We start from the raw sequence: 21,396 nt of genomic DNA on the forward strand, positions 1-21,396 counted from the left end.
TTCGACTGCCCCTGACACTCCATAGGGAAGCGCCATGTCGATCATCAGCAGCACCGCCAGCAACGCGGACAAAATCGCCAGCACCACCACCCTGAGCCAACGCCTGATTGCCGCCGCCTTCGCCTCGATTCTCGGCGCCGGGCTGGTGTATTTCGCCGGTTTCTCGCATATCGAAGCGGTGCACAACGCGGCCCACGATACCCGCCACAGCGCTGCGTTCCCGTGCCACTGAGACCTGTCGAATGATCAAGCGAATTGCGCAAACCGCAGGTTTCACTGGCCTGCTGGCCGCCCTGCTCCTCACGCTGCTGCAAAGCTTCTGGGTCTCGCCGCTGATTCTTCAGGCGGAAACCTATGAAAAATCCGAGCCGGTCGCCGCAGTCCACGAACACGCGGCCGGCACCGCGGCGCACAGCCATGACGGCGAAGCCTGGGAGCCGGAAAACGGCTGGCAGCGGGTGGTTTCGACCACCGCTGGCAATCTGGTGGTAGCGGTCGGTTTCGCCCTGATGCTTGCCGGTCTGTACACCCTGCGTGCGCCGCGCTCGACCGCGCAAGGCCTGCTCTGGGGGCTGGCCGGTTACGCGACGTTCGTGCTGGCGCCAACGCTGGGCCTGCCGCCGGAATTGCCGGGCACCGCTGCGGCTGATCTGGCTTCGCGACAGATGTGGTGGATCGGCACTGCGGCCTCGACCGCGGTCGGCCTGTCGCTGATCGCCTTTAGCCGGCACTGGCTGATGAAGCTGCTCGGTGTGGCGATTCTCGCGGTGCCGCATGTGATCGGCGCGCCGCAACCGCTGGTGCATTCGATGCTCGCGCCCGAAGCGCTGGAAACCCGGTTCAAGATCGCTTCGCAATTGACCAACGTGGCGTTCTGGCTGGCACTGGGCCTGATCAGCGCCTGGTTGTTCCGCCGCAACAGCAACGGTCAATACCACGCATGAGCGATGACCGCGCAGCGTCGACGCTGGTGGTCGGCCTCGGCTGCCAGCGCGGCTGTCCGACCAGTACGCTGCGCGCGTTACTCGACCAGGCCTTGCAGGCGCACCGCATCGAGCTCAAGTCGATCAAGGCCCTGGCCAGCATCGATTTGAAGCGCGACGAGCCGGGCCTGCAAGAATTGGCCGCGCAACTGGCCTTGCCCCTGCTGTACTTCAGCAGCGAGGAACTGGCCGGTTACCAGTCGATGCTCAGCCACCAGTCGCAAATCGCTTACGAACGCACCGGCTGCTACGGCGTGGCGGAAAGCGCAGCGCTGGCGCTCGCCGAACAACTCCTGCAAGCGCCGGCAAAGCTGCTGATCAGCCGACAAAAATACGCTCAGGCCACTCTGGCATTGGCCGGCGCCGCGTAATTCCTGATAATCGCCGCCATCCATCATGAGCAATGTTCATCTGAAGCGTTGTCGCGCCTCTTCTCCAAGGATCCATCGATGACCGTTTATTTCATCGGCGCCGGCCCCGGCGACCCGGAATTGATCACTGTCAAAGGCCAACGGTTGATCCGCCAATGTCCGGTGATCATCTATGCCGGTTCACTGGTACCCGACGCAGTGCTCGAAGGGCATCAGGCGCAAACCGTGGTCAATAGTGCCGAGTTGCACCTTGAACAAATCATCGAGCTGATCAAGACCGCGCATGCCAACGGTCATGACGTCGCGCGGGTACATTCCGGCGATCCGAGCCTGTATGGCGCGATCGGAGAGCAGATTCGTTATCTGCGTGAGCTTGATATTCCGTTCGAGATCATTCCCGGCGTGACGGCCACCGCCGCCTGTGCGGCGCTGCTCGGGGCCGAACTGACCCTGCCGGATGTGTCGCAGAGCGTGATTCTGACCCGCTATGCCGACAAGACCGCAATGCCGGCCGGCGAAGAACTGGGCAATCTGGCCCGGCATGGCGCAACCATGGCGATTCACCTGGGGGTCAATCATTTGCAGAAGATTCTTGTGGAATTGGTACCGCATTACGGTGCGGATTGTCCGATTGCGGTCATTCACCGGGCGACGTGGCCGGATCAGGATTGGGTAGTCGGGACGCTAGCGGACATTGCCGACAAGGTTGCAGCGAAAGGCTTTCGGCGTACGGCGTTGATTCTGGTCGGGCGGGTGCTGGGGAGTGAGGTGTTCAGTGAATCGTCGTTGTATCGGGCGGGGCATGCGCATCTTTATCGCCCTTGATGGCCCTTTCGCGAGCAGGCTCGCTCCCACCTTGGGTAAAACGAAGGCATAAAAAAACGGCGCTCACGGGGCGCCGTTTTTCTTGTTCGCAGCGAACGCCTTAGTAGTAGGCGTTTTCTTTCTGCGTGTGGTCGGTCACGTCGCGCACGCCCTTGAGTTCCGGGATGCGCTCGAGCAGCGTGCGCTCGATGCCTTCCTTCAAGGTCACGTCGGCCTGGCCGCAGCCTTGGCAACCGCCGCCGAATTGCAGCACCGCAATGCCGTCTTCAACCACATCGATCAGGCTGACCTGACCGCCGTGGCTGGCCAGCCCCGGGTTGATTTCGGTTTGCAGGTAGTAATTGATGCGCTCGTTGACCGGGCTGTCGGCGTTGACCATCGGCACTTTGGCGTTTGGCGCCTTGATGGTCAGCTGGCCGCCCATGCGGTCGGTGGCGTAGTCGACCACGGCGTCGTCGAGAAACGCTTCGCTGAACGAATCGATATACGCGGTGAAGCTTTTCAGCCCCAGCGCCGTATCTTCAGGCTTTTCTTCGCCCGGCTTGCAGTAGGCAATGCAGGTCTCGGCGTACTGGGTGCCAGGCTGGGTGATGAAGACGCGGATGCCGATGCCCGGGGTGTTCTGCTTGGACAGCAGATCAGCCAGGTAATCGTGGGCGGCGTCGGTAATGGTAATAGCGGTCATGGAAACTCCTCGCAGGCTTGGGCGCAGTTTACGCCAATCGGCGCGCGGGACAAAGTCCCAGTATTTTTGTCGGAAAAAGCCGGGCGTATGCCCTCGCCGGCTCGCTGACCACGGCGACGGCTGGGCGCTCGAACGGCAGGTGCACTGTTAACAAATGGAAACCCAAGCACATTCACACCCATATATATGTATGCCTCAACCGGTTTTCCACCCTCCTATATTCATGGCCTTCGACTATTTTTCCAGCCACTACGGTTCTAAGGCCCTGAATGTCTACCTCGTTATCCCGTTTTTACAGCAAGACGCCGCCGCGCAGATTGCAGGACCTCAATCACCTGATCAGTTACCTGCACGGGCTCATCGACGATAACTTCAACACCGATGCCAGCCAGCTCTATTACCACCCGCCCGCCGGCTCAGAATTGGGCCGAGAGTGTAAGGAAGCCTTTCGCGTATTGAAAAAACTGGAGGCAGACGAAGATTTCATAACCCACCTTTCTACGCCAGCCACGGCCGATCAATCGCTGTTAGGCAACGACTTCCTGTACGACTTTCTGTCCTTCCAGTTGAGTTCCACGAAGTCGCCGACACCTGACTCTGCAGAAGTTTTCCCGATCGCCGGTCACTCGATAACGCTGAGAGATGTGCCGATCTATTGGTCCATCGACGTTGATGTCCTGCTGGATATCTACGGCAAGGTCGGCAATGGGCTCAAAAGCGACGGTTCCGTGCGCTTCGACCAGGTTCTGGCGTATTACGCGCTGGTCCCGCGGCGTCCCGCGAAACATGCCGACTGGAAGCGCCTGCTGCACAATCTGGTTGAGCATCGCGCGTTATGGCTGCTTGGGCATCACGGGCCTGTCAGTGATTTTGAGCATTTGTTCAGCGCCGGCGGCGACGAAACAATCATGCGGGTTGTCCGCGAAATTGAAGCCGAAACATCACGCTGTCTGCTGGCGAATGTCGTACCGGTGAAACTCAATGCAAATTTCGAAAAGTTGAGCCAGACCACGCCAGTAGCGCTTCTGGAAACAGCCCTGCAATCGGCCAATAACCTGCAACTGGCGCAACGTATTGCCAAAGAACTGGGTTGGTACACCCTAAAGAACAAGCAAAATGGCCCAGCCAGCGTTTTGACGAAGTTGTTGTGGCGTGCGCTCTGGCTGAGCATTAAACCGGGCGCGCACAGCAACTACTCAAACGAACTGCAGATACTGATCGAGCCCGGCTGTGGCTATTCGGCCATCCACGATTCATTGATCGAACACTTCCAGAGATCGCTGTCAGTCGAGCGGCCCATTGCCTTGTTAGCGGTGGCCACCATGAAGAGCAATGTGGCCAGCGAAGCGTGGGTTCAGGACATCCCCGACGCACTGCCGTACGCCACGTCCAGCACCTGGGTCAATTTCAAGAGCGGGTTCATGCTTGCCGAATCCGTCGCGCCCGGCTCCTCCCGGCACATGACCTTCGAACAGTTGCTCAACCTGCCGGCAGAGCATTTTCGGGCCTTTGCGCACGATATCGAGCAACAGCGACTGGTAGCCGCCGCCAAGGTCCGCCCGACGGTGGAATGGGGGGCGGCGATGGGATTGTTCGCCACACGTCAGGCGGCTTACCCGGTCAGCGAAATAGAACTGGCATTGAGCACGCTGGAACAGCATGAGCAAGAAATGCTCGATGCCCTGAACAACCTCGCGCTGAGCCCGCCGAGCCGCTTTCGCTACGCCTCAGACGCGGCGTATGACCAGGCGTTTGATGCCTGGCTGGCCACGCCAAGAGCTGCCTATAAATCACTGATCAAGACATTGCTCGCCCAGTACCTGCCCGCATGCCGGGGTGACCTTGAGCGCGACGAGGTGACTGTTTACTCGCTGCGGCTGCCGCTCAACGACACGCAGGTCGAACATGAGAACAAGACCAACACCGACGCGGTGCGCGGCCGCTATGGGTTCATTCTGCGAATGGTCAACCCTGTCTATCCGGCAAAGGTCCGCTACGTTGAAATCTTCCCGCGAGCGGGTATCGTACGTTTGCGCGAAGACATCGACTCGCTGCCGGTCGGCGGTGAGATCAAGGTCGAGAGAGTCGGTTCCAGCAGTCGAACCAGCCGCGGGTCTTTCAGAAAAGGCACCGAGTTGCCGTTCGACTGGGAAGCCTACCGCGACGGCTCGAAACCCAGAACGGACGAGCACGCCAACCTTATCGCCGAACAGGTCGGCGAAACGTTTGCCGCGGTATCCATTGAATATCGCTCGCCCGACGTCGCGGCACGCACCCTGCCCTTTGCGGCCAATAACCTGACCTCTGCCCGGGCAGACGAACTGGCCGCCATGATCGCCCGCGAACTGTTTTACAAGGATGAGGCAGCCTTGCTCGAAGAAACCCGCAAGGCTACGCGCAGCATGGACATCGGCAGGGATTTTCTCGAGGACCTCAGCTTTTGGGGGAAGATGTTCGTACCGTTCTGGAGCGCCATTGACGACCTGGCGTCCGGCGAACCGCAACGCATCGAACGCGGCGGGCTTGGCCTGTTCACCGATATCGTGTCTTTTGCCCTGCCTATCGGCAAATACCTCGCCGGTTGCACGCGGGTGGTCAGTCTCGCAGGCAAGATCGGCATTCGCCTCGCCCTGCCAAGGTTCACCAGCCTGACGCGAACGCTGCTGATCTCGACATTGCGCGAACTCAATCCGCTGGAATCGGTGTTGGGGTTGCTCCAGCTTGGGCGCTTTGCCCTGCGCAAGATCGGCGCAGCGGCAATACGCCAGGCACGGCTGGGCATCGCCCAGTTGCGCGACGGCACGGTCACCGCTCAGCATCTGCTCGCAGTCGACCCGAACACCTGGACCCCGCGTCAACCCGGTGATCGGCTGTGTACGGTCGAGGGGATTGCGAATATTCCGATGCGCAACGTTGGCAGCCTGGACGCGGTGGATTATCGCCTGATCGACGCCGTGTCGAACCAGGCGTTCGGCCCACGCTATCGCGAGCCGGTGACGGTCATGAGCAACCGCAGCCCGTTGTTGCGGCCACACGCGGTTCAACCGCACTGGATCTCCGGACTCAATGCCGACGCGCGCGGCATCTTTTTCCGGCCTGAGTACAACCAGAAGTTCATTTGCAACATTGATGAACACGGCACCGTCGCCGTTTACCAGATACGTGAAAACTCCTATGGATTCATTCAGGAGACCGCGCAGACCGGCGAAAACAGTTTTTCGGTGGTGCTGGTCAACCCGAAAAACAACCGTGACCTGTCAATTAATGTGTCATCGGTAAAGCCCGGTCACTGGTACACCCGGGAAATCCGGGTCAGAGGCGGCGCGCCTGAAGATCTCACTGTGACTACACCGTTGCATCTGCAAAAGTGGTCGCAGTTCAGCGAACACGTACTGGAGATTACCCTTGAGGCGTTTGCGAAAAAACATCGGCTGGACCCGGCCGCTTTCAGGCAATTCGTCCACACACAAGGGCAATTGAAACCGCTGGGCCAACAAGTACTGGATCGGGCCGGCACCGCGCGTACGGTCGTCACCTACGAGCATCTGCGGGAGTGGCGCCGGATGTCGCAGGAAGGCCGCAGCACCCTCAGCCGCGAAGGCTTTGCCGCCACGCACAATCTTGACCCGCAGGACTTCATTTCCCACGTCAACACCGATGGCTCGTTCCGAGCACCGGGCAAGGTGTTGGAGAAATATGCCCATAACCAGGCGTTCACGCCTTTGACCGCAGAACACATCGAGCAATGGCGCGTGCGTTACATCGCTACCGGGTCCGCCAGCACCATGAATACGTTTCTCGATGACAACAATCTAGACCCGGTGCTCTGGTCAACGTTTGTCAATGATCGAGGTGAGTTGAGAAGTGCGGTCCCTGAGTGCTTGCAACTGGTTGCTGCCTCGGATTCAGCGCTCATGCGCGCTCGAAAGTCCCTCCCCCCCGGTGCGGGGATAAAATCCGCTTCGTGGCAGATACCACAGCCGCCTTCGCCCCGCGAAACAGGGCCACTTTCGCCGCCTACTGCTGGCAGTTCCAAACGACCTCGACTGGAAAATGCTGCGCCAGACAACGCCCGCGCCACGGATCTGACCCCTTCGCTTGGGCATCACATCAATAACAATGCCCCGATTCTTCAGGACCCAACGGATGTCAGGATCAGTCTGACGCGCAAACTGGAGGGTGATGTCGACAATATCACCATCACCGAAACCAATCGTTTTCTCGCTGGGTTTGAGGGTGCCAGACTCAAGGAAATGACGCGCAGAATCACCGAAGACGTTCAGGAATGGATCGCCGATGAAGGCCGCCATCACGACAGACTGGTCAGTCGACTCGAGGTCAGACGACCGCTCGACGGTCCGGAACGAGGGTTGTCGGTATTTGCCAAAGTCGATATCGAGCCTTTCGAAGTGCTGGGGCCATACAGCGGCAAACTGCATCGCACCACCAAATCCGTGCGGGCGGAAATGCTGGAGAAATCCACCGAGAAAGTCAGCACGTTTCTCTTCGCAACGGCAACGAAGGGCGCCACCCTCAGCGGTCATGGCAACAGCAACGTGCTGAGCCTGATCAACGCGGTCAATGTGCCCGGTCAGGCCAACATAGGCGTCGAAAACGTAGGCTCGATCTATGTCGGCAAATACATGGTGTTTTTGCTCGCATGGGAGAAGATTCCGGCGGGCACCGAACTTTTCCTCGATTACGGCACGGACTACTGGAAAGCCTTCAAGCCTGCTGGCGCAATGTCAGCGCCCGATCCTACATGAGCGTTGCTCAGCATTGACGCAGCCATCGACGCAGGCACAGGCCTGCGTCGATGGCTGCTCAAAGATTCTCGTAGCGATTCATGTCCAGCACACCCTCTTCCACCGGATCGGTTTCGTGCAGGTACTGGCTCAGATCATGGAAATAAAACCAGAACTGCGGGTGACTGCGACGGATACCCCAACGCTCGACGATTTTCTCGAAGCGATGGGCGTCCCTGGCGTTTTCCATGGCATCGACGAACGCTGGGACCTGATCCGCCGGTACGTTGAAGATGAAATTCGGGTAGCTGGTCAGCACGCCCGGATAGATCGTCAGCGTGTCGAGCCCCGGCTGATAGCGCCGCGATTCACCGAGCAGGAACGCCACGTTGCTGTGCGCGCGGTTGCGCAGCAGGCTATACACCTCACGTTTGCCGCCAGCAGTTTCGATGCGCAGCAGCGTCGCTTCCGGCAACTGATCGATGACTTTCAACCCGGCAGCCGGGCGTGAGGCCAGGTGACTCAGGGCCTGCTCGGCATTTTGCAATGCCGGGTCGATGTTCGGCCGCGAACAATAAGCACCATTGCAACGATTGATCGGATCGGGCCGCGCATTGAGATCACCGTAACGCGCCAGCAGTTGCATCGCGAAGTCGCGCTTCGGGTCTCTTTCATCGAGTTTAAGGGCGGTCGGCTTGTCGTCATCGATGGCTTCGTAATCAAGCCACATCTTGAACTGGCCGCCGTCCTGATACCAATCGTCGAGGTAGTCTTCGCGGGAATCGGCGGGCATCAGGCGCAGGAAGTTCTGCTCGGCGCCGTTGCGGATCAGGTCGAAGTACAGGCGCGTCTGCGCCTGATGGGAGACGTTGCCGAACACATCGAAGTTGACCGCCAACTGGTAATAGGTGCGCTCGAGCAGCGGATAGTCGAACAGCCACATCGTCTGCGGCACATCGCCGATCAAGCCCTTGACCACCGCCGCGCTGTCGAAATGGCGGAAGATACTCAACAGCGCGTTGTCATTGCCGGCCCACAGGGTCGACCAGCTCGGCGCGGGAATTTCGGCGTAGTTGTCGCGGCGCAGTGCCTCGTATTCGTTACGTTTGTTGCGATAATCGCGCCACAGGCTCAGGACACTGCCGACGTCATCGTTCTGCCCCGGCATGGCCAGCAACGGCGTGGCTTGACCGCGATAGCGCGGGTCGGTGATGTAAAGGTCATGCTCCGGCGCCTGGAACAGCGCCCAGAAGTTGTCACGAATCACGTCGGTCGCGATTTGCCCGCGGCACACCGGGCCGCGAATAAAGGTCCGGACAAAATATTCGGCGTTGTCGAGCATGAACTGATACCGCGCCTGCGCCGGAATCGCTTCGAACGTGGCAAACGGATTGGCGCGACTCTGCGGGCCATAACCGGGCAACGCATCGACCTGCCAGTTGCCGCTGTAGAACAGGCTTTTGACCCGCGCCATCTTCGCCGCACTCAGCGGGTAGGTGATGTGGGTCTTATGCACGACCACCCCCTGCACCGGCCACAAGCGGTAATACACCTGCGTACCCGGGTCGTCATTGGGCCGGCGCGTGGCGATCAGGTCGATCGGTTGACCGGTCGGCGTGCGCGAACGCACCCACTGGAAGAAATGCCCCGGCTCACCGTCCTTGAAATAGATGTGCGCCAGATACCAGTGCTCGAACAGCCAGCGCCCGACCAGGCTCTGCCGCGCGCCGGGGGCGTTGAGCAGGTTTTCCCACTGGACGATCTGCAATGCCTCTTTGGCGCTCGGCGCCAGCCCCTGCTCATCGATCGGCGCGCCGGACGCCAGCCAGCGCTGCAAGGTCTGATATTGCTGGTCGGTCAGCCCGGTGACCGCCAGCGGCATGCCTTCTTTGGGATGCGCGCCGGCATAAGCGTCGAATTCGCCAGGCATCGCGCACAGATTGCTGCGGTTGAGGCCCAGCACGATGTCTTCCGGCAGTTTCGCGTTCGGCGTCAGCGGGGTCTTGTGACCAAGTTCGAGCATGCGCGCCATCAGTGCAGCCTGGCTGCCCTGGGCATCGAGCACCGAATAGAAATCCTTCCGCTGCCAGGCACGTTTGCCGAACGCGTCGTAGAACAATCGGGTGGTCGGTGCCGCCTGGGTGCGTTCGCCGTCGTAGACCGGCATCTTGCTTGCCCCGCGCGCGGCGCCTTCGCCGCTGCCCAGGTTCAACTGGCAGGCCGAGTCATAGCAGGCGTGGCAGGCCACGCATTTCTCGGTGAAGACCGGCTGGATATCGCGCGTGTAACTGATCGGGGACGAGGTCGCAGGCGTCTGCGCTGCTGCAACGCCGCTCAGGAACAGCAACATGAAACTGAAGACGCGGTACGACATGCTGCTGATCCCGATTGTAAAAAAGGCTGCGATTCTACCGTTATGACGTCCGTGCCAACATGAGCGATATTCATGAAAAAGCCCAGCATGCTCCAAAAGCGCACAGGTTTGTTATGATCCCCCTCCTTCGTAATGGTCTTTTCGAGTAGTCCACATGTCCGATCGCAGCATCCGCCTTCAAGCTCTCAAGCAAGCCCTCAAAGAGCGCATCCTGATTCTCGACGGCGGGATGGGCACGATGATCCAGAGCTACAAGCTCGAAGAGCAGGATTATCGCGGCAAGCGTTTTGCCGACTGGCCGAGTGACGTCAAGGGCAATAACGACTTGCTGGTGATCACCCGTCCGGACGTGATTGGCGGCATCGAAAAGGCTTATCTCGACGCCGGCGCCGACATTCTCGAAACCAACACCTTCAACGCCACACGTATTTCCATGGCCGACTACGGCATGGAAGAGCTGGCCTACGAGTTAAACGTAGAAGGCGCACGCCTGGCCCGCAAGGTGGCCGACGCCAAGACTGCCGAAAACCCGGCCAAGCCACGCTTCGTTGCCGGCGTGCTCGGCCCGACCAGCCGCACCTGCTCGCTGTCGCCCGACGTCAACAACCCCGGCTACCGCAACGTCACCTTCGATGAACTGGTAGAAAACTACACCGAAGCCACCAAAGGCCTGATCGAAGGCGGCGCCGACCTGATCCTGATCGAGACGATTTTCGACACCCTCAATGCCAAAGCGGCGATTTTCGCCGTGCAGGGCGTGTTCGAAGAACTGCATATCGAACTGCCGATCATGATTTCCGGGACCATCACCGATGCGTCCGGCCGTACCTTGTCGGGGCAGACCACCGAAGCGTTCTGGAACTCGGTGGCCCACGCCAAGCCGATTTCCGTAGGCCTCAACTGCGCGCTCGGCGCCAGTGAGCTGCGTCCGTATCTGGAAGAACTGTCGAACAAGGCCAGCACCCACGTTTCCGCGCACCCGAACGCCGGCCTGCCGAACGAATTCGGCGAATACGACGAACTGCCGTCGCAAACCGCCAAGGTCATCGAAGAATTCGCCCAGAGCGGTTTCCTCAACATCGTCGGCGGTTGCTGCGGCACCACGCCGGGGCACATCGAGGCCATCGCCAAAGCCGTTGCCGGTTACGCGCCGCGGCAGATTCCGGACATTCCAAAAGCGTGCCGCCTCTCGGGTCTGGAACCGTTCACCATCGATCGCAGCTCGCTGTTCGTCAACGTCGGCGAGCGCACCAACATCACCGGTTCGGCGAAATTCGCCCGCCTGATTCGCGAAGACAACTACACCGAAGCCCTTGAAGTTGCCCTGCAACAGGTCGAGGCCGGCGCGCAGATCATCGACATCAACATGGACGAGGGCATGCTCGATTCGAAGAAGGCCATGGTGACCTTCCTCAATCTGATCGCCGGCGAGCCGGACATCTCGCGCGTGCCGATCATGATCGACTCGTCGAAATGGGAAGTGATCGAAGCCGGCCTCAAGTGCATTCAGGGCAAGGGCATCGTCAACTCGATCAGCATGAAAGAAGGCGTCGAGCAGTTCATCCATCACGCCAAACTGTGCAAGCGCTACGGCGCTGCGGTGGTGGTGATGGCCTTCGACGAAGCCGGCCAGGCCGACACCGAAGCGCGCAAGAAGGAAATCTGCAAACGCTCCTACGACATTCTGGTCAACGAAGTCGGCTTCCCGCCGGAAGACATCATCTTCGACCCGAACATCTTCGCCGTGGCCACCGGCATTGAAGAACACAACAACTACGCAGTCGACTTCATCAATGCCTGCGCGTACATCCGCGATGAACTGCCGTACGCCCTGAGCTCGGGCGGCGTGTCCAACGTGTCGTTCTCGTTCCGTGGCAACAACCCGGTGCGCGAGGCGATCCACTCGGTGTTCCTGCTGTATGCGATCCGCGCGGGCCTGACCATGGGCATCGTCAACGCCGGCCAGCTGGAGATCTACGATCAGATCCCGCAAGAGCTGCGCGACGCCGTTGAAGACGTGATCCTCAACCGTACGCCGGAAGGCACTGACGCCCTCCTCGCGATCGCCGACAAATACAAGGGCGATGGCAGTGTCAAGGAAGCCGAGACCGAAGAGTGGCGCAACTGGGACGTCAACAAGCGTCTGGAACATGCGCTGGTCAAGGGCATCACCACGCACATCGTCGAAGACACCGAAGAATCGCGCCAGTCGTTTGCGCGGCCGATCGAAGTGATCGAAGGCCCGTTGATGTCCGGCATGAACATCGTCGGCGACCTGTTCGGCGCCGGCAAAATGTTCCTGCCGCAAGTGGTGAAATCCGCGCGGGTGATGAAGCAGGCCGTGGCGCACCTGATTCCGTTCATCGAGCTGGAAAAAGGCGACAAGCCGGAAGCCAAGGGCAAGATCCTCATGGCCACGGTCAAGGGCGACGTGCATGACATCGGCAAGAACATCGTCGGTGTGGTGCTCGGCTGCAACGGCTACGACATCGTCGACCTCGGCGTAATGGTCCCGGCGGAGAAAATCCTCCAGGTTGCCAAGGAAGAGAAGTGCGACATCATTGGCCTCTCCGGCCTGATCACGCCGTCGCTGGATGAAATGGTTCATGTGGCCCGCGAGATGCAGCGTCAGGATTTCCACCTGCCGCTGATGATCGGTGGCGCGACCACCTCCAAAGCGCACACGGCGGTGAAGATCGAGCCGAAGTACAGCAACGATGCGGTGGTTTACGTGACCGACGCCTCCCGCGCGGTGGGCGTGGCAACGCAGTTGCTGTCCAAGGAACTGAAGGCTGGTTTCGTCGAGAAGACCCGCCTGGAATACATCGACGTGCGCGAGCGCACCTCGAACCGCAGCGCGCGCACCGAGCGCCTGAGCTACGCCGCCGCCATCGCCAAGAAACCGCAATTCGACTGGGCTAGCTACCAACCAGTGAAGCCGACTTTCACCGGCAGCAAAGTGCTCGACAATATCGATTTGAAGGTGCTGGCCGAATACATCGACTGGACGCCGTTCTTCATTTCCTGGGATCTGGCCGGCAAGTTCCCGCGCATTCTCGAAGACGAAGTGGTCGGTGAAGCCGCCACTGCGCTGTACAAGGACGCGCAGGAGATGCTGGCCAAGCTGATCGACGAGAAGCTGATCAGCGCCCGCGCCGTGTTCGGTTTCTGGCCGGCGAATCAGGTGCATGACGACGATATCGAGCTGTACGGCGATGACGGCCAGCCACTGGCGAAACTGCATCACCTGCGCCAACAGATCATCAAGACCGACGGCAAACCGAACTTCTCCCTCGCCGACTTCGTCGCACCGAAGGACAGCGAAGTGACCGACTACGTCGGTGGTTTCATCACCACCGCCGGTATCGGCGCCGAAGAAGTCGCCAAGGCTTATCAGGACGCTGGCGACGATTACAACTCGATCATGGTCAAGGCCTTGGCCGACCGTCTGGCCGAGGCCTGCGCCGAGTGGCTGCACCAGCAGGTGCGTAAAAAGCACTGGGGTTACGCCAAGGATGAAACGCTCGACAACGAAGCGCTGATCAAAGAGCAATACAGCGGCATCCGCCCTGCTCCCGGCTATCCGGCCTGCCCGGACCACACCGAGAAAGCGGCGCTGTTCGCCCTGCTCGATCCTGAAGCGGCCGAAATGCGTGCCGGACGCAGCGGCGTGTTCCTCACCGAACACTACGCGATGTTCCCGGCAGCAGCGGTCAGCGGCTGGTACTTCGCCCATCCGCAAGCGCAGTATTTTGCCGTGGGCAAGATCGACAAGGATCAGGTGCAAAGCTACACCGCGCGCAAGGGCCAGGACCTGAGCGTGACCGAGCGCTGGCTGGCGCCGAACCTGGGTTACGACAACTAAGTTACGAAGCTGAATTACGACAAACAAGGCGCGCAAGGCCCGAGAGCTGCTTGCTCCCGGGCCTTGTCCTTTATCCGCTCACGGGCGCGATGACGGGCCGGCCTGCGGTGACGCTGGAGCGGGTGTCGCCGCGCCCTCGCCGCTCGACGCCGGGTTCTGCAGTTGCGCGCGGGTTAGTTCCTTCAATTTATCGGTGCGCGCTTCCGCCAGTTCGATTTCCAACGTTGCCATCGCCTCCAGATAGCGGTTGCGACCGACCTCGTTGTCCTCTCTGTCGATATAGGCATCCTCGACCTCTTCCTGACGCTGGCCAGCGTTGCGTTCAAGTGTCTCGAACACTTCGGCGTGAGTCTCGCGCAAGTAGCGAATCCAGTAATCGCGGGCGATCAGATCCTCGAGAAACCTGTCAGACGCTTCATCGGCGAGGACCGCCGCACGCGCGTCGAGCAAGCGCTGCCCGCGAATCGGTGTGGCGTACAGCATGTGCTCGGGTTGCGCCGGCAATTCGAGGCCGTCCGGCCAGCCGCTAGTCAGGCCGATGCGGTATTGCAAGCGGACTTCGGCGCGGTCCTTGTTTTTGGCCGCGGCTTCGGCCAGACGGTCGACCCTTTCCAGGCGAAACAGGCGGCGGGTCAGATCCAGCAAGGCTCTGCCGCGTTGATCGGGACGATGCCGAGGGATGTCGCGCAGAGCGTTGTATTCATAGACCCGGGTTTCCAGTTCGCTGAACGACAGGATCCGGCCATCACCGCAGGTGCCATGGGTCTCGGCGTTGAGAAACAACAGCTCGCGCAGCTCGGCGTTCTCCGTAGCGGCCTGGATGACTTCCCAGACCCGATGAGTCAGGTCGACGCCGGACAACCTGAATTCGAGGGTATCGGGCAGGGTCGAAAGCAAATGAAAGAACGACTCATGATTGGTCTGTTGCGCCAGTTGCAGCCATAGCGTTCGCCGCGCAGCACGCGCATCGGCATGGGTATGCGTCATCCAGATGTCCATCGCCGGCGCCGCCACATCCTGCGCGGGGTTGGCAATGTCCTCCGCGGCCTCGACAACGGCATGGGTATCAACGCGTCTGCTGCCGCCGCCGCCACTTGGATCATCACCGTCGTCGCTCGTGGAATCCGAGCCCGAATCCGCCCCGGAACTGGAATCGCTATCAGCCTCAAGGAGGCGCTCGGTAATTTCACGTTGCAGAAACGCTGACGAGTAGCCCATCACATCACTGTCACCCTGCGCGATGCTGTACTCCCTGAGCTGCTCCAATGCGTTGAGCGACAGCGAGTTATCCGCCAAGTCAGTACCCGCCACGAGCCGCTCATGGTTGCCGCCCAACAGCCGGTCCGGGAAGAACATGAGGTTGTTGCCCGACAGGTCCAGCCTTTGCAGATGCGCCAGTTCGAGCACGCCGTCAGGCCAGAAATCCAGACCGTTCTGGCCGAGGTTGAGTGTTTCCAGACGGCTGAACGTTCTGGCGTTGAAGTCTTCCAGCTGGTTGTGGCTGAGGTCGAGCCAGCGCAGGCGTGCCCCGGTCACGTACTGATAGACCGTTTGTGCCGCGGCCAGGCGATTACCGCTCAATTCCAGCCGTTCCAGCCGGCTCAGACCCGAGACCGCTTCCGGCACGCGGTCCAGTGCATTGCCGTTAAGCATCAGGGTGGTCAACTCAGGAAACGCCGGGCAAAAGCGATTGAAACTCTCGACAGTGAATTTCACCCCGGTCAGGTCCAGTGAGCGTACATGGGAAAACAGGGTTGTCAGCGCAGGCAAATCACCGATGAATCCCGCTGACAGGCTCAACGTCTGTCCGGCGGACTCGGCAAGCGCGGTAACCCCGTCGCGCCAGCAAGTGCTGATCCTCGTCGCGTCGAACAATCTGGTGGATGACGACACCCCTTCACCAGGACCTGGCGCCGGGTTGAAAATCCAGCCGTTCAACTCACGCGTCAGCGTCTCGTTACTCGCCCGCCACTGGTTCAGCCTGTCCGCAATTTGCTCAGGAACCAGCCCTTGGTTGCGTAGACGTGCAACGCTGGCTTGCGCTTGTTCGAAGGTCAGCGAGGGGAATATCTCCAGCACACGGGCACTCATGTCAGAGCCGCCGCCGATTGCGGAGACTGGCGGGAGCGGTAACAGCTGACCGGCGCGGTCCAGCGCGCTTTCCGGCGGCGCCGCGCCTGAACCAGGCAACGGCGCGGCTTGCGCGTCGAACCGTTGCAAGGCGCCTTCGGGCAAACCAATGGTCATTTCTATCCGGCGCTGCGCCGTTTTCAGGTCCGCTTCGCCAGTGACACTGAAGCGGTTGTTCAGCAAGCGGGTCTTGAGCAGCACAGTGTCGTTGGCAAGCACGTCTTCGGGCAGCGACCCGATGGTGTTATGTCGTAAATCCAGCACTTGCAAACGCGGCAGGCTTTGCGCCCCTGGCGGCCATTGATTGAGTCCGTTGGAGCTGAGGTTCAGCGTCTTGAGCCCTGTCAGGCGAGAAACATCCAGTGTGTCCAGCCGATTGAGCCGGGCATTGAGGTATTCCAGTTTGTTCAACGCATTGAACTGGCCCTGCACCTCAGGCGTTACGGCGATAAGGTTGAGAGACAGGTCCAGCTGAGTCAGTTGGGTGAAGTCGGCTGGCCGCACCGGCACTTCGGTCAAGCCGCAGGCGGTGATTTCCAGGCTTGTGGCGCCACTGAATGCCTGGAGAAACCCGCGAAGCTGATCGATCGGCACGTTCAACCGCTCCAGCCGCACGGTCTGCACATGGGCAAACGTACCGACTGGCAATTGCGGCAGTTCACTGACCGGCGCCTCGCCCTGTACCCATGCGGTGTCGACCAGTTCAAACACGCCGGCATCGTCGAGATCGGTGGCGGATGTCCAGTTAGTCGCATTGAACGGACGAACTTCATCGTTCAAGCGATAACGCCGGCGTATGGCCGCGCGCCAGTTCTTTTCCAGGGCACGAATCACCCGCTCATGGGGCGGCGCTTGCCAGCGCGCGGCCGGCTTTGCACTGCGCAAACCTGCGGACGCCGTGGGCTCGTAGAACTGGCGGAAAATCGCGGTGTGTTCCACGCGCAGAATCTCCACGGCCTTGAGCCTGGTTTCCGGGGTGTTCCACAGGCTCATGATACGCTCGGGCAACGGGTTGGGACGGCCGGCCTCGCCCGTGAGAAATTGCAGTTCTCCGGCGCAGTAGCGGCGAACCATCGAGTCCAGATCAACCAAGTGCCGCCACTGCCCGAGGTAGTTTTTCACATAGTCGTACGCCGGTTTGAACGCTTCATGGGAAAACTTCGACCAGTCCAGCGACAAACCAGCCCAGAGTTTTTCATGACCGATATAGAGCGTTTGTGGCAGCGAAGCGATGGCGGTCTGAGTCAGATCCAGTCGTTCCAGTTCAGGCAGTTGCTCTACATATGCCGGCCACTGCGTAAGGCCCGGCGCTTCGATCTTGAATTTTTTCAGGCGCCTGAGGGGCGTCAGGTCCAGGCCAGGCGGAATGCTCGCGCCGCTGGGAAGATCGAGATGAAGCTCCTCAACGACGGTCAACGTACGCAATCGTGTCGACAGATCGGCGGCCAGCGCCGTGGCTTGGCTTCTGAACTTGAGCTTCGTCAGCGCGGACATTCGCGTCACCGTCAACGGCAGGGTCGTCAGTGACTGCTCATGCGCCATGTAAGCGCCAAACAGACTGCCCCGCTCCCCCAGCGACAGCTTTTGCAGATTGGCAAACCGCGCCAGGAAGGCGTCTGCATTGGCGTCGGTCAAGCCATTGCCGCCAATCGCCAGCTCACGGACATGAGCAAAGTCGGCGGTCAGCGCCGGCAGAGGGTCGTAGGTGAGAATCGAAAGTTGATCAGCCCCCGCGACTCCGGTGGACAAGGCATTGCGCCAACAGGTTTTCAGCGCTTGCGCGGCGCGAAACTTGTGATCTGTACCGGAGCGTTCCCAGGGGGCGAGCGTCGATGTCCCCGCCCATTCATCTAGCGTCGCGTTCAGTTGCTCCCACTCGCGCCGACGGGATTGCAACAGTTCGAAAATAGCGCTGTCGTCTTTTCCCGCCCGATATTGTTCAAGAATGAAGCCTTGAACCTGCTCGTAGCTCAGTTGCGGATAGATATCGCGCACATGGGCGACCAGCTGCGTTGGCAATCCCGCGCCGCGTCCGCTGGCGGGATAACCGATCAGCGTAGCGTTCACCCGCACGGGCGGCTTGATCCACTTGACCGGTGGCGCCAGCAGCGCAGACGCATCTGCTTGATGCTGATCGGCGTAATCGATGATTTTTGTTCGCAACCCGGCGGACTGCCCGACCTCAGGCACACCAAGGCTGCGGCGCGCCGCATCAGGCAGGGCATGCATGATCGATGAGTAAAAATTGTCGCCGTGGCGAGGCAGGCTGTTGAGCGCCTCCCCGCGCTCGTCGAACGCCTGAAACTGCATGCCTTGCTTGATCAGGTATTTTTTCTCGCCGGCTGTTTCGCTGCCAATGCTGTCGATTAGCGTGCCAGCCGCATGCCCCTCGCGTACTTCGATACGCACGGTGTCAGGCCAGCCCGACAATTGTTCCAGCGTGTGCAACGCCAGGCGCCGGCTGTCCGCCGAAGCCAAATTTTCACTGCGCAGACCGGCGTACGCCGCCACTTGTCGGCTTTGACGCGCATACCAGCGTGCCTCTTCCAGCAGGCGCAGCGGCACTCGCTGGCCTGCGCCGAGTCGCTCCAGTTCATCGGGGCGCCCGTGTGCCAGCACTGCCTGCGCCGCCGCTTCGCTGAGCCCGGGACAGGCCTTCTGCAAACGCACAACCTGCAGGTCGACGGGGTCGGTTCCCAGATAGATGCTGTCGTAAACCGCCGGCTGACGGCTGTTGGCATAGTCGGCGATCTGCTTGCCGAACTCTGCCGACCGCGCGTCGACCACCCGTGCACCTTGCTCTCCCAGCAGGCCGGTGACTTCTGACTCGTCCAGCGCCGCCAGAATATGGGTTGACAGTTCACCGCTGAGGACATCGGCCCGCGATATCTGAATCGGCGCCTTGACGCCGACATCGCGAAAGCGCCGAGCGGAGCCATACCTGACCGACTTGCCGGACAATGACTCGCCGTCAAAGACCTCCAGCACCCGGTTCGCCGGCCAGCGCGGCATTTCGGTGATCAGCGGCAACGCGTAGAGATAAAGGTCGTCGATCGGTTGTGTCCCGCGCAACTGCTCAACGACCCGCGCCGCGTTGCTATCGGCGCGCATCATGCGCAGGGCCTGGGTCAGTTCCGGTGGCGGCAGCGCCGAATCGATGTGCATCTTGCGCAGGGCCGCCTCACTGACACCGCTGATATCCGCAGCCTTGAGCAGCTGCGCATCGGAGAAGGCTTCGGTTGCATGGCCGATGCGCCGCAGCAGCGTCAGACGATCCCAGGTCTGTGGACGCTCCAGCGTATGCCGCCAGGCGCCGCGGCCATTGCTCTCGAGCACTGGCTGCCAGGCGTTGGCGTCGCTCGGATGCCTGATCCGCCATTTGCCGAGCGAGTCATCGAAGAACTGCTCGTAAACTTTGCCGCCCTGGCGAATGTAGGTTTTCCCCTCAAACACGTGCTGCCCGGCATCATTCGGGCCGGGACTGTCGGGCAGCGTGACCGCAGACTCGTAAGCGTGCAGGTCGGCTCTCCACAGGCGGGTTTCGCCGTTGGGCAACTGCACCGGCTGCAGCTGTTCAATCACCGGCACAGCTTTGGCGCTGGAGATTTTCCGCACCCCTGCCCCGACCCCCGCCACCACTGCAATCTGCGCCAGATTCTCCGCCACATCGATCAGATGATCCTTGGCCGCACGGCGATCGCCCTCAGCCCATTCAATCGATCCTTCAAGGGTTTCATAGAGCAGTTGCCCGGCCATAACCACCATCATCACTTCGCCCAGCACCGGCACGAACATCGACACCACATTCAAACCAAGCAGGCCGATCTGCATCAGGTGCGCCAGTTTGGCCTCGCGCGCCTTGACGTCGACATCGTCGGTGGGCACGGCATGGCTTCGAGCGTCGGCCAATACCTTGGCCCGGCTCTCGTCGTAAAGGTACTGCCACAGATCCTGGTTCTTTTCCCACAGCCCGCGCTGCCTTTGCAGAAGCGTGCCGGGGGCGATATAGGGATCAGGTTCAGGCTCAAGTTTTGCGGCTGGCGGGGACGGAAACTGCTTGATTCGAGTAATAGGCGCGCCAGGGCCAAACGAGGTGACGATGCGCCACGGGGAGCGCCAGAAATCGCTGGGTGAATCCGCTGCCTTGCGGGTGAATTGGCTGAAATAGTCGCCTCGTTGGTCGTAAGGCAAAAACTGACTGAGGAAGCGCTGATAGGCAGTCGGTTCCGCACCCGACGCTGATGAAGTATCTCGAGCCGTGAGCAGCCGTTTGAATTCTTCCTTCTCGTCATTGCCGCGATAGCATTTGAACGGGTGCTCGGGATCGTGCGGAATGTAAACAAGCCATTCGTTGCTGTAGCGGTACTTGTCGCTGATGACGAAGACCACACAGCCCGTCATTCTTTTTTTCATCAGGCTGAAGTCGCGAAACCACACAGGCTTGTTGCCGACCGAGGGGTTGAGCTCGCCCTCGATCACCGAAACGATCATCGCGTAGTGCGCAGCTTCGATGTCCTTCGTCAGCAACGCCTGCTCGGCAGCAGCGCGCATTGTCGCTTTCTGGCTGGCAATGAAACGCTCACGCAGTACCGCCTCCGCCACTGGATCCGCGGGATGAAAGAACGACTGCAGCCAGGTCTGATATTGCTTGCCAATGTCCAGACGGCGACACAATCCGAGGAACTGGCTGACCGAGATCGCAAGGCTCACGGCCTCATAATTGCCGGCTTCAGTCGTTGCCACGACGAAGCCGGAGGTTGCGTGGTAAGCACCCCGGTCACATTCCCAGGCTTCGAAGTTATGCAGCGCGGCCTCCAGCAATGACAGTTTGAGCACTTCGAAGGAGCCCACCTCTATTGCCAGAACGCTGACCTCCAACGGCCGGCGCAGGCACAGCAGGGTCTGGTCAACGTCCACTTGCAGCCGATACTCGTCCGCAAGGGCCTTGATCAGCAAAGGCCTGGCAAAGGCTTCGACCTGCTGAAACGTCGCCATGCTTTTATCGAGGCTGTTCTGCGCATCGACGCTGGCCTTGAAGCGCTCGCTCAATGTCTGGCGCTGGGTCGGCGTCGCGTTTAAAAACCAGGACGGCAGCGCCGTTGTGACGCTCTTGAACGCCTCGCGTCTTTGCGCTGAGGCGTTGGTCAACCAGGCAGGGATCGATTCCGTCAGGAACTGGCCGTGCAGGCTTTGCGTCGCTTTCGGTTTTGCAGAAGGCGCGAGCGAAGCAGGTTGCTTCGCTCGCGCAGTGGATGATGTCGGGCTCATGATTGCTCCTTACGGGGAAACAATCAGCAGACCATGTCAGGCGCGCGCATCTGCGGTACCCGGATATTGCACAGCCGACGATGAGTAACCGGATGCTTCACCAGGCCCACGACACGGATCGAGAGAGTGTTGTTACGTCGTGTCTGGAAC

The 21,396-nt window shown here is 60.4% G+C and carries 9 protein-coding genes; 6 read left to right on the top strand and 3 right to left on the bottom strand.

The window, feature by feature from the left end:
• Window positions 1-34 precede the first annotated feature (34 nt).
• The 4 genes from J3P75_RS15370 to cobM all read left to right on the top strand — a co-directional run bounded on the left by J3P75_RS15370 (window position 35) and on the right by cobM (window position 2,179).
• Window positions 35-232 (top strand): CbtB domain-containing protein, encoded by a 198-nt coding sequence (locus J3P75_RS15370; RefSeq protein ID WP_434707296.1) that lies wholly within the window; start codon window positions 35-37, stop codon window positions 230-232.
• Between the two features lie 10 nt (window positions 233-242).
• Window positions 243-944, top strand: coding sequence for a CbtA family protein (locus J3P75_RS15375; protein ID WP_434707297.1), 702 nt, complete (start codon window positions 243-245; stop codon window positions 942-944).
• Window positions 941-1,354 carry a cobalamin biosynthesis protein gene (locus J3P75_RS15380; protein ID WP_203421975.1) on the top strand — a complete coding sequence of 138 codons (414 nt, stop codon included), beginning with the start codon at window positions 941-943 and terminating at the stop codon, window positions 1,352-1,354. The genes J3P75_RS15375 and J3P75_RS15380 overlap by 4 nt, the downstream gene beginning before the upstream one ends.
• Window positions 1,355-1,432: 78 nt before the next feature.
• Window positions 1,433-2,179 (top strand): precorrin-4 C(11)-methyltransferase, encoded by a 747-nt coding sequence (cobM, locus tag J3P75_RS15385; protein ID WP_434707298.1) that lies wholly within the window; start codon window positions 1,433-1,435, stop codon window positions 2,177-2,179.
• 100 nt (window positions 2,180-2,279) lie between these two features.
• Here the strand turns inward: cobM and nfuA are convergent, their stop codons facing one another.
• A complete protein-coding gene (gene nfuA / locus J3P75_RS15390) occupies window positions 2,280-2,864 on the bottom strand; it encodes a Fe-S biogenesis protein NfuA (RefSeq protein WP_003225494.1) in 585 nt (194 codons plus the stop codon).
• Between the two features lie 269 nt (window positions 2,865-3,133).
• On the opposite strand from nfuA, the gene J3P75_RS15395 reads away from it, so the two are divergent.
• Window positions 3,134-7,630 carry an SET domain-containing protein gene (locus J3P75_RS15395; RefSeq protein ID WP_434707299.1) on the top strand — a complete coding sequence of 1,499 codons (4,497 nt, stop codon included), beginning with the start codon at window positions 3,134-3,136 and terminating at the stop codon, window positions 7,628-7,630.
• Window positions 7,631-7,688: 58 nt separating this feature from the next.
• Here the strand turns inward: J3P75_RS15395 and J3P75_RS15400 are convergent, their stop codons facing one another.
• Window positions 7,689-9,983 (bottom strand): fatty acid cis/trans isomerase, encoded by a 2,295-nt coding sequence (locus J3P75_RS15400; RefSeq protein ID WP_434707300.1) that lies wholly within the window; start codon window positions 9,981-9,983, stop codon window positions 7,689-7,691.
• A 154-nt stretch (window positions 9,984-10,137) separates the two neighbouring features.
• Between J3P75_RS15400 and metH the strand changes: the two genes are divergently transcribed.
• Entirely contained in the window at window positions 10,138-13,848 is a 3,711-nt protein-coding gene (metH, locus tag J3P75_RS15405) for a methionine synthase (RefSeq protein WP_434707301.1), read from the top strand.
• Window positions 13,849-13,926: 78 nt separating this feature from the next.
• Here the strand turns inward: metH and J3P75_RS15410 are convergent, their stop codons facing one another.
• Window positions 13,927-21,246, bottom strand: a complete 7,320-nt coding sequence (locus J3P75_RS15410) for an NEL-type E3 ubiquitin ligase domain-containing protein (RefSeq protein ID WP_434707302.1) — start codon at window positions 21,244-21,246, stop codon at window positions 13,927-13,929.
• Window positions 21,247-21,396 lie beyond the last annotated feature (150 nt).

It is taken from the genome of Pseudomonas sp. R1-1, assembly GCF_051132135.1.
Lineage (GTDB): Bacteria > Pseudomonadota > Gammaproteobacteria > Pseudomonadales > Pseudomonadaceae > Aquipseudomonas.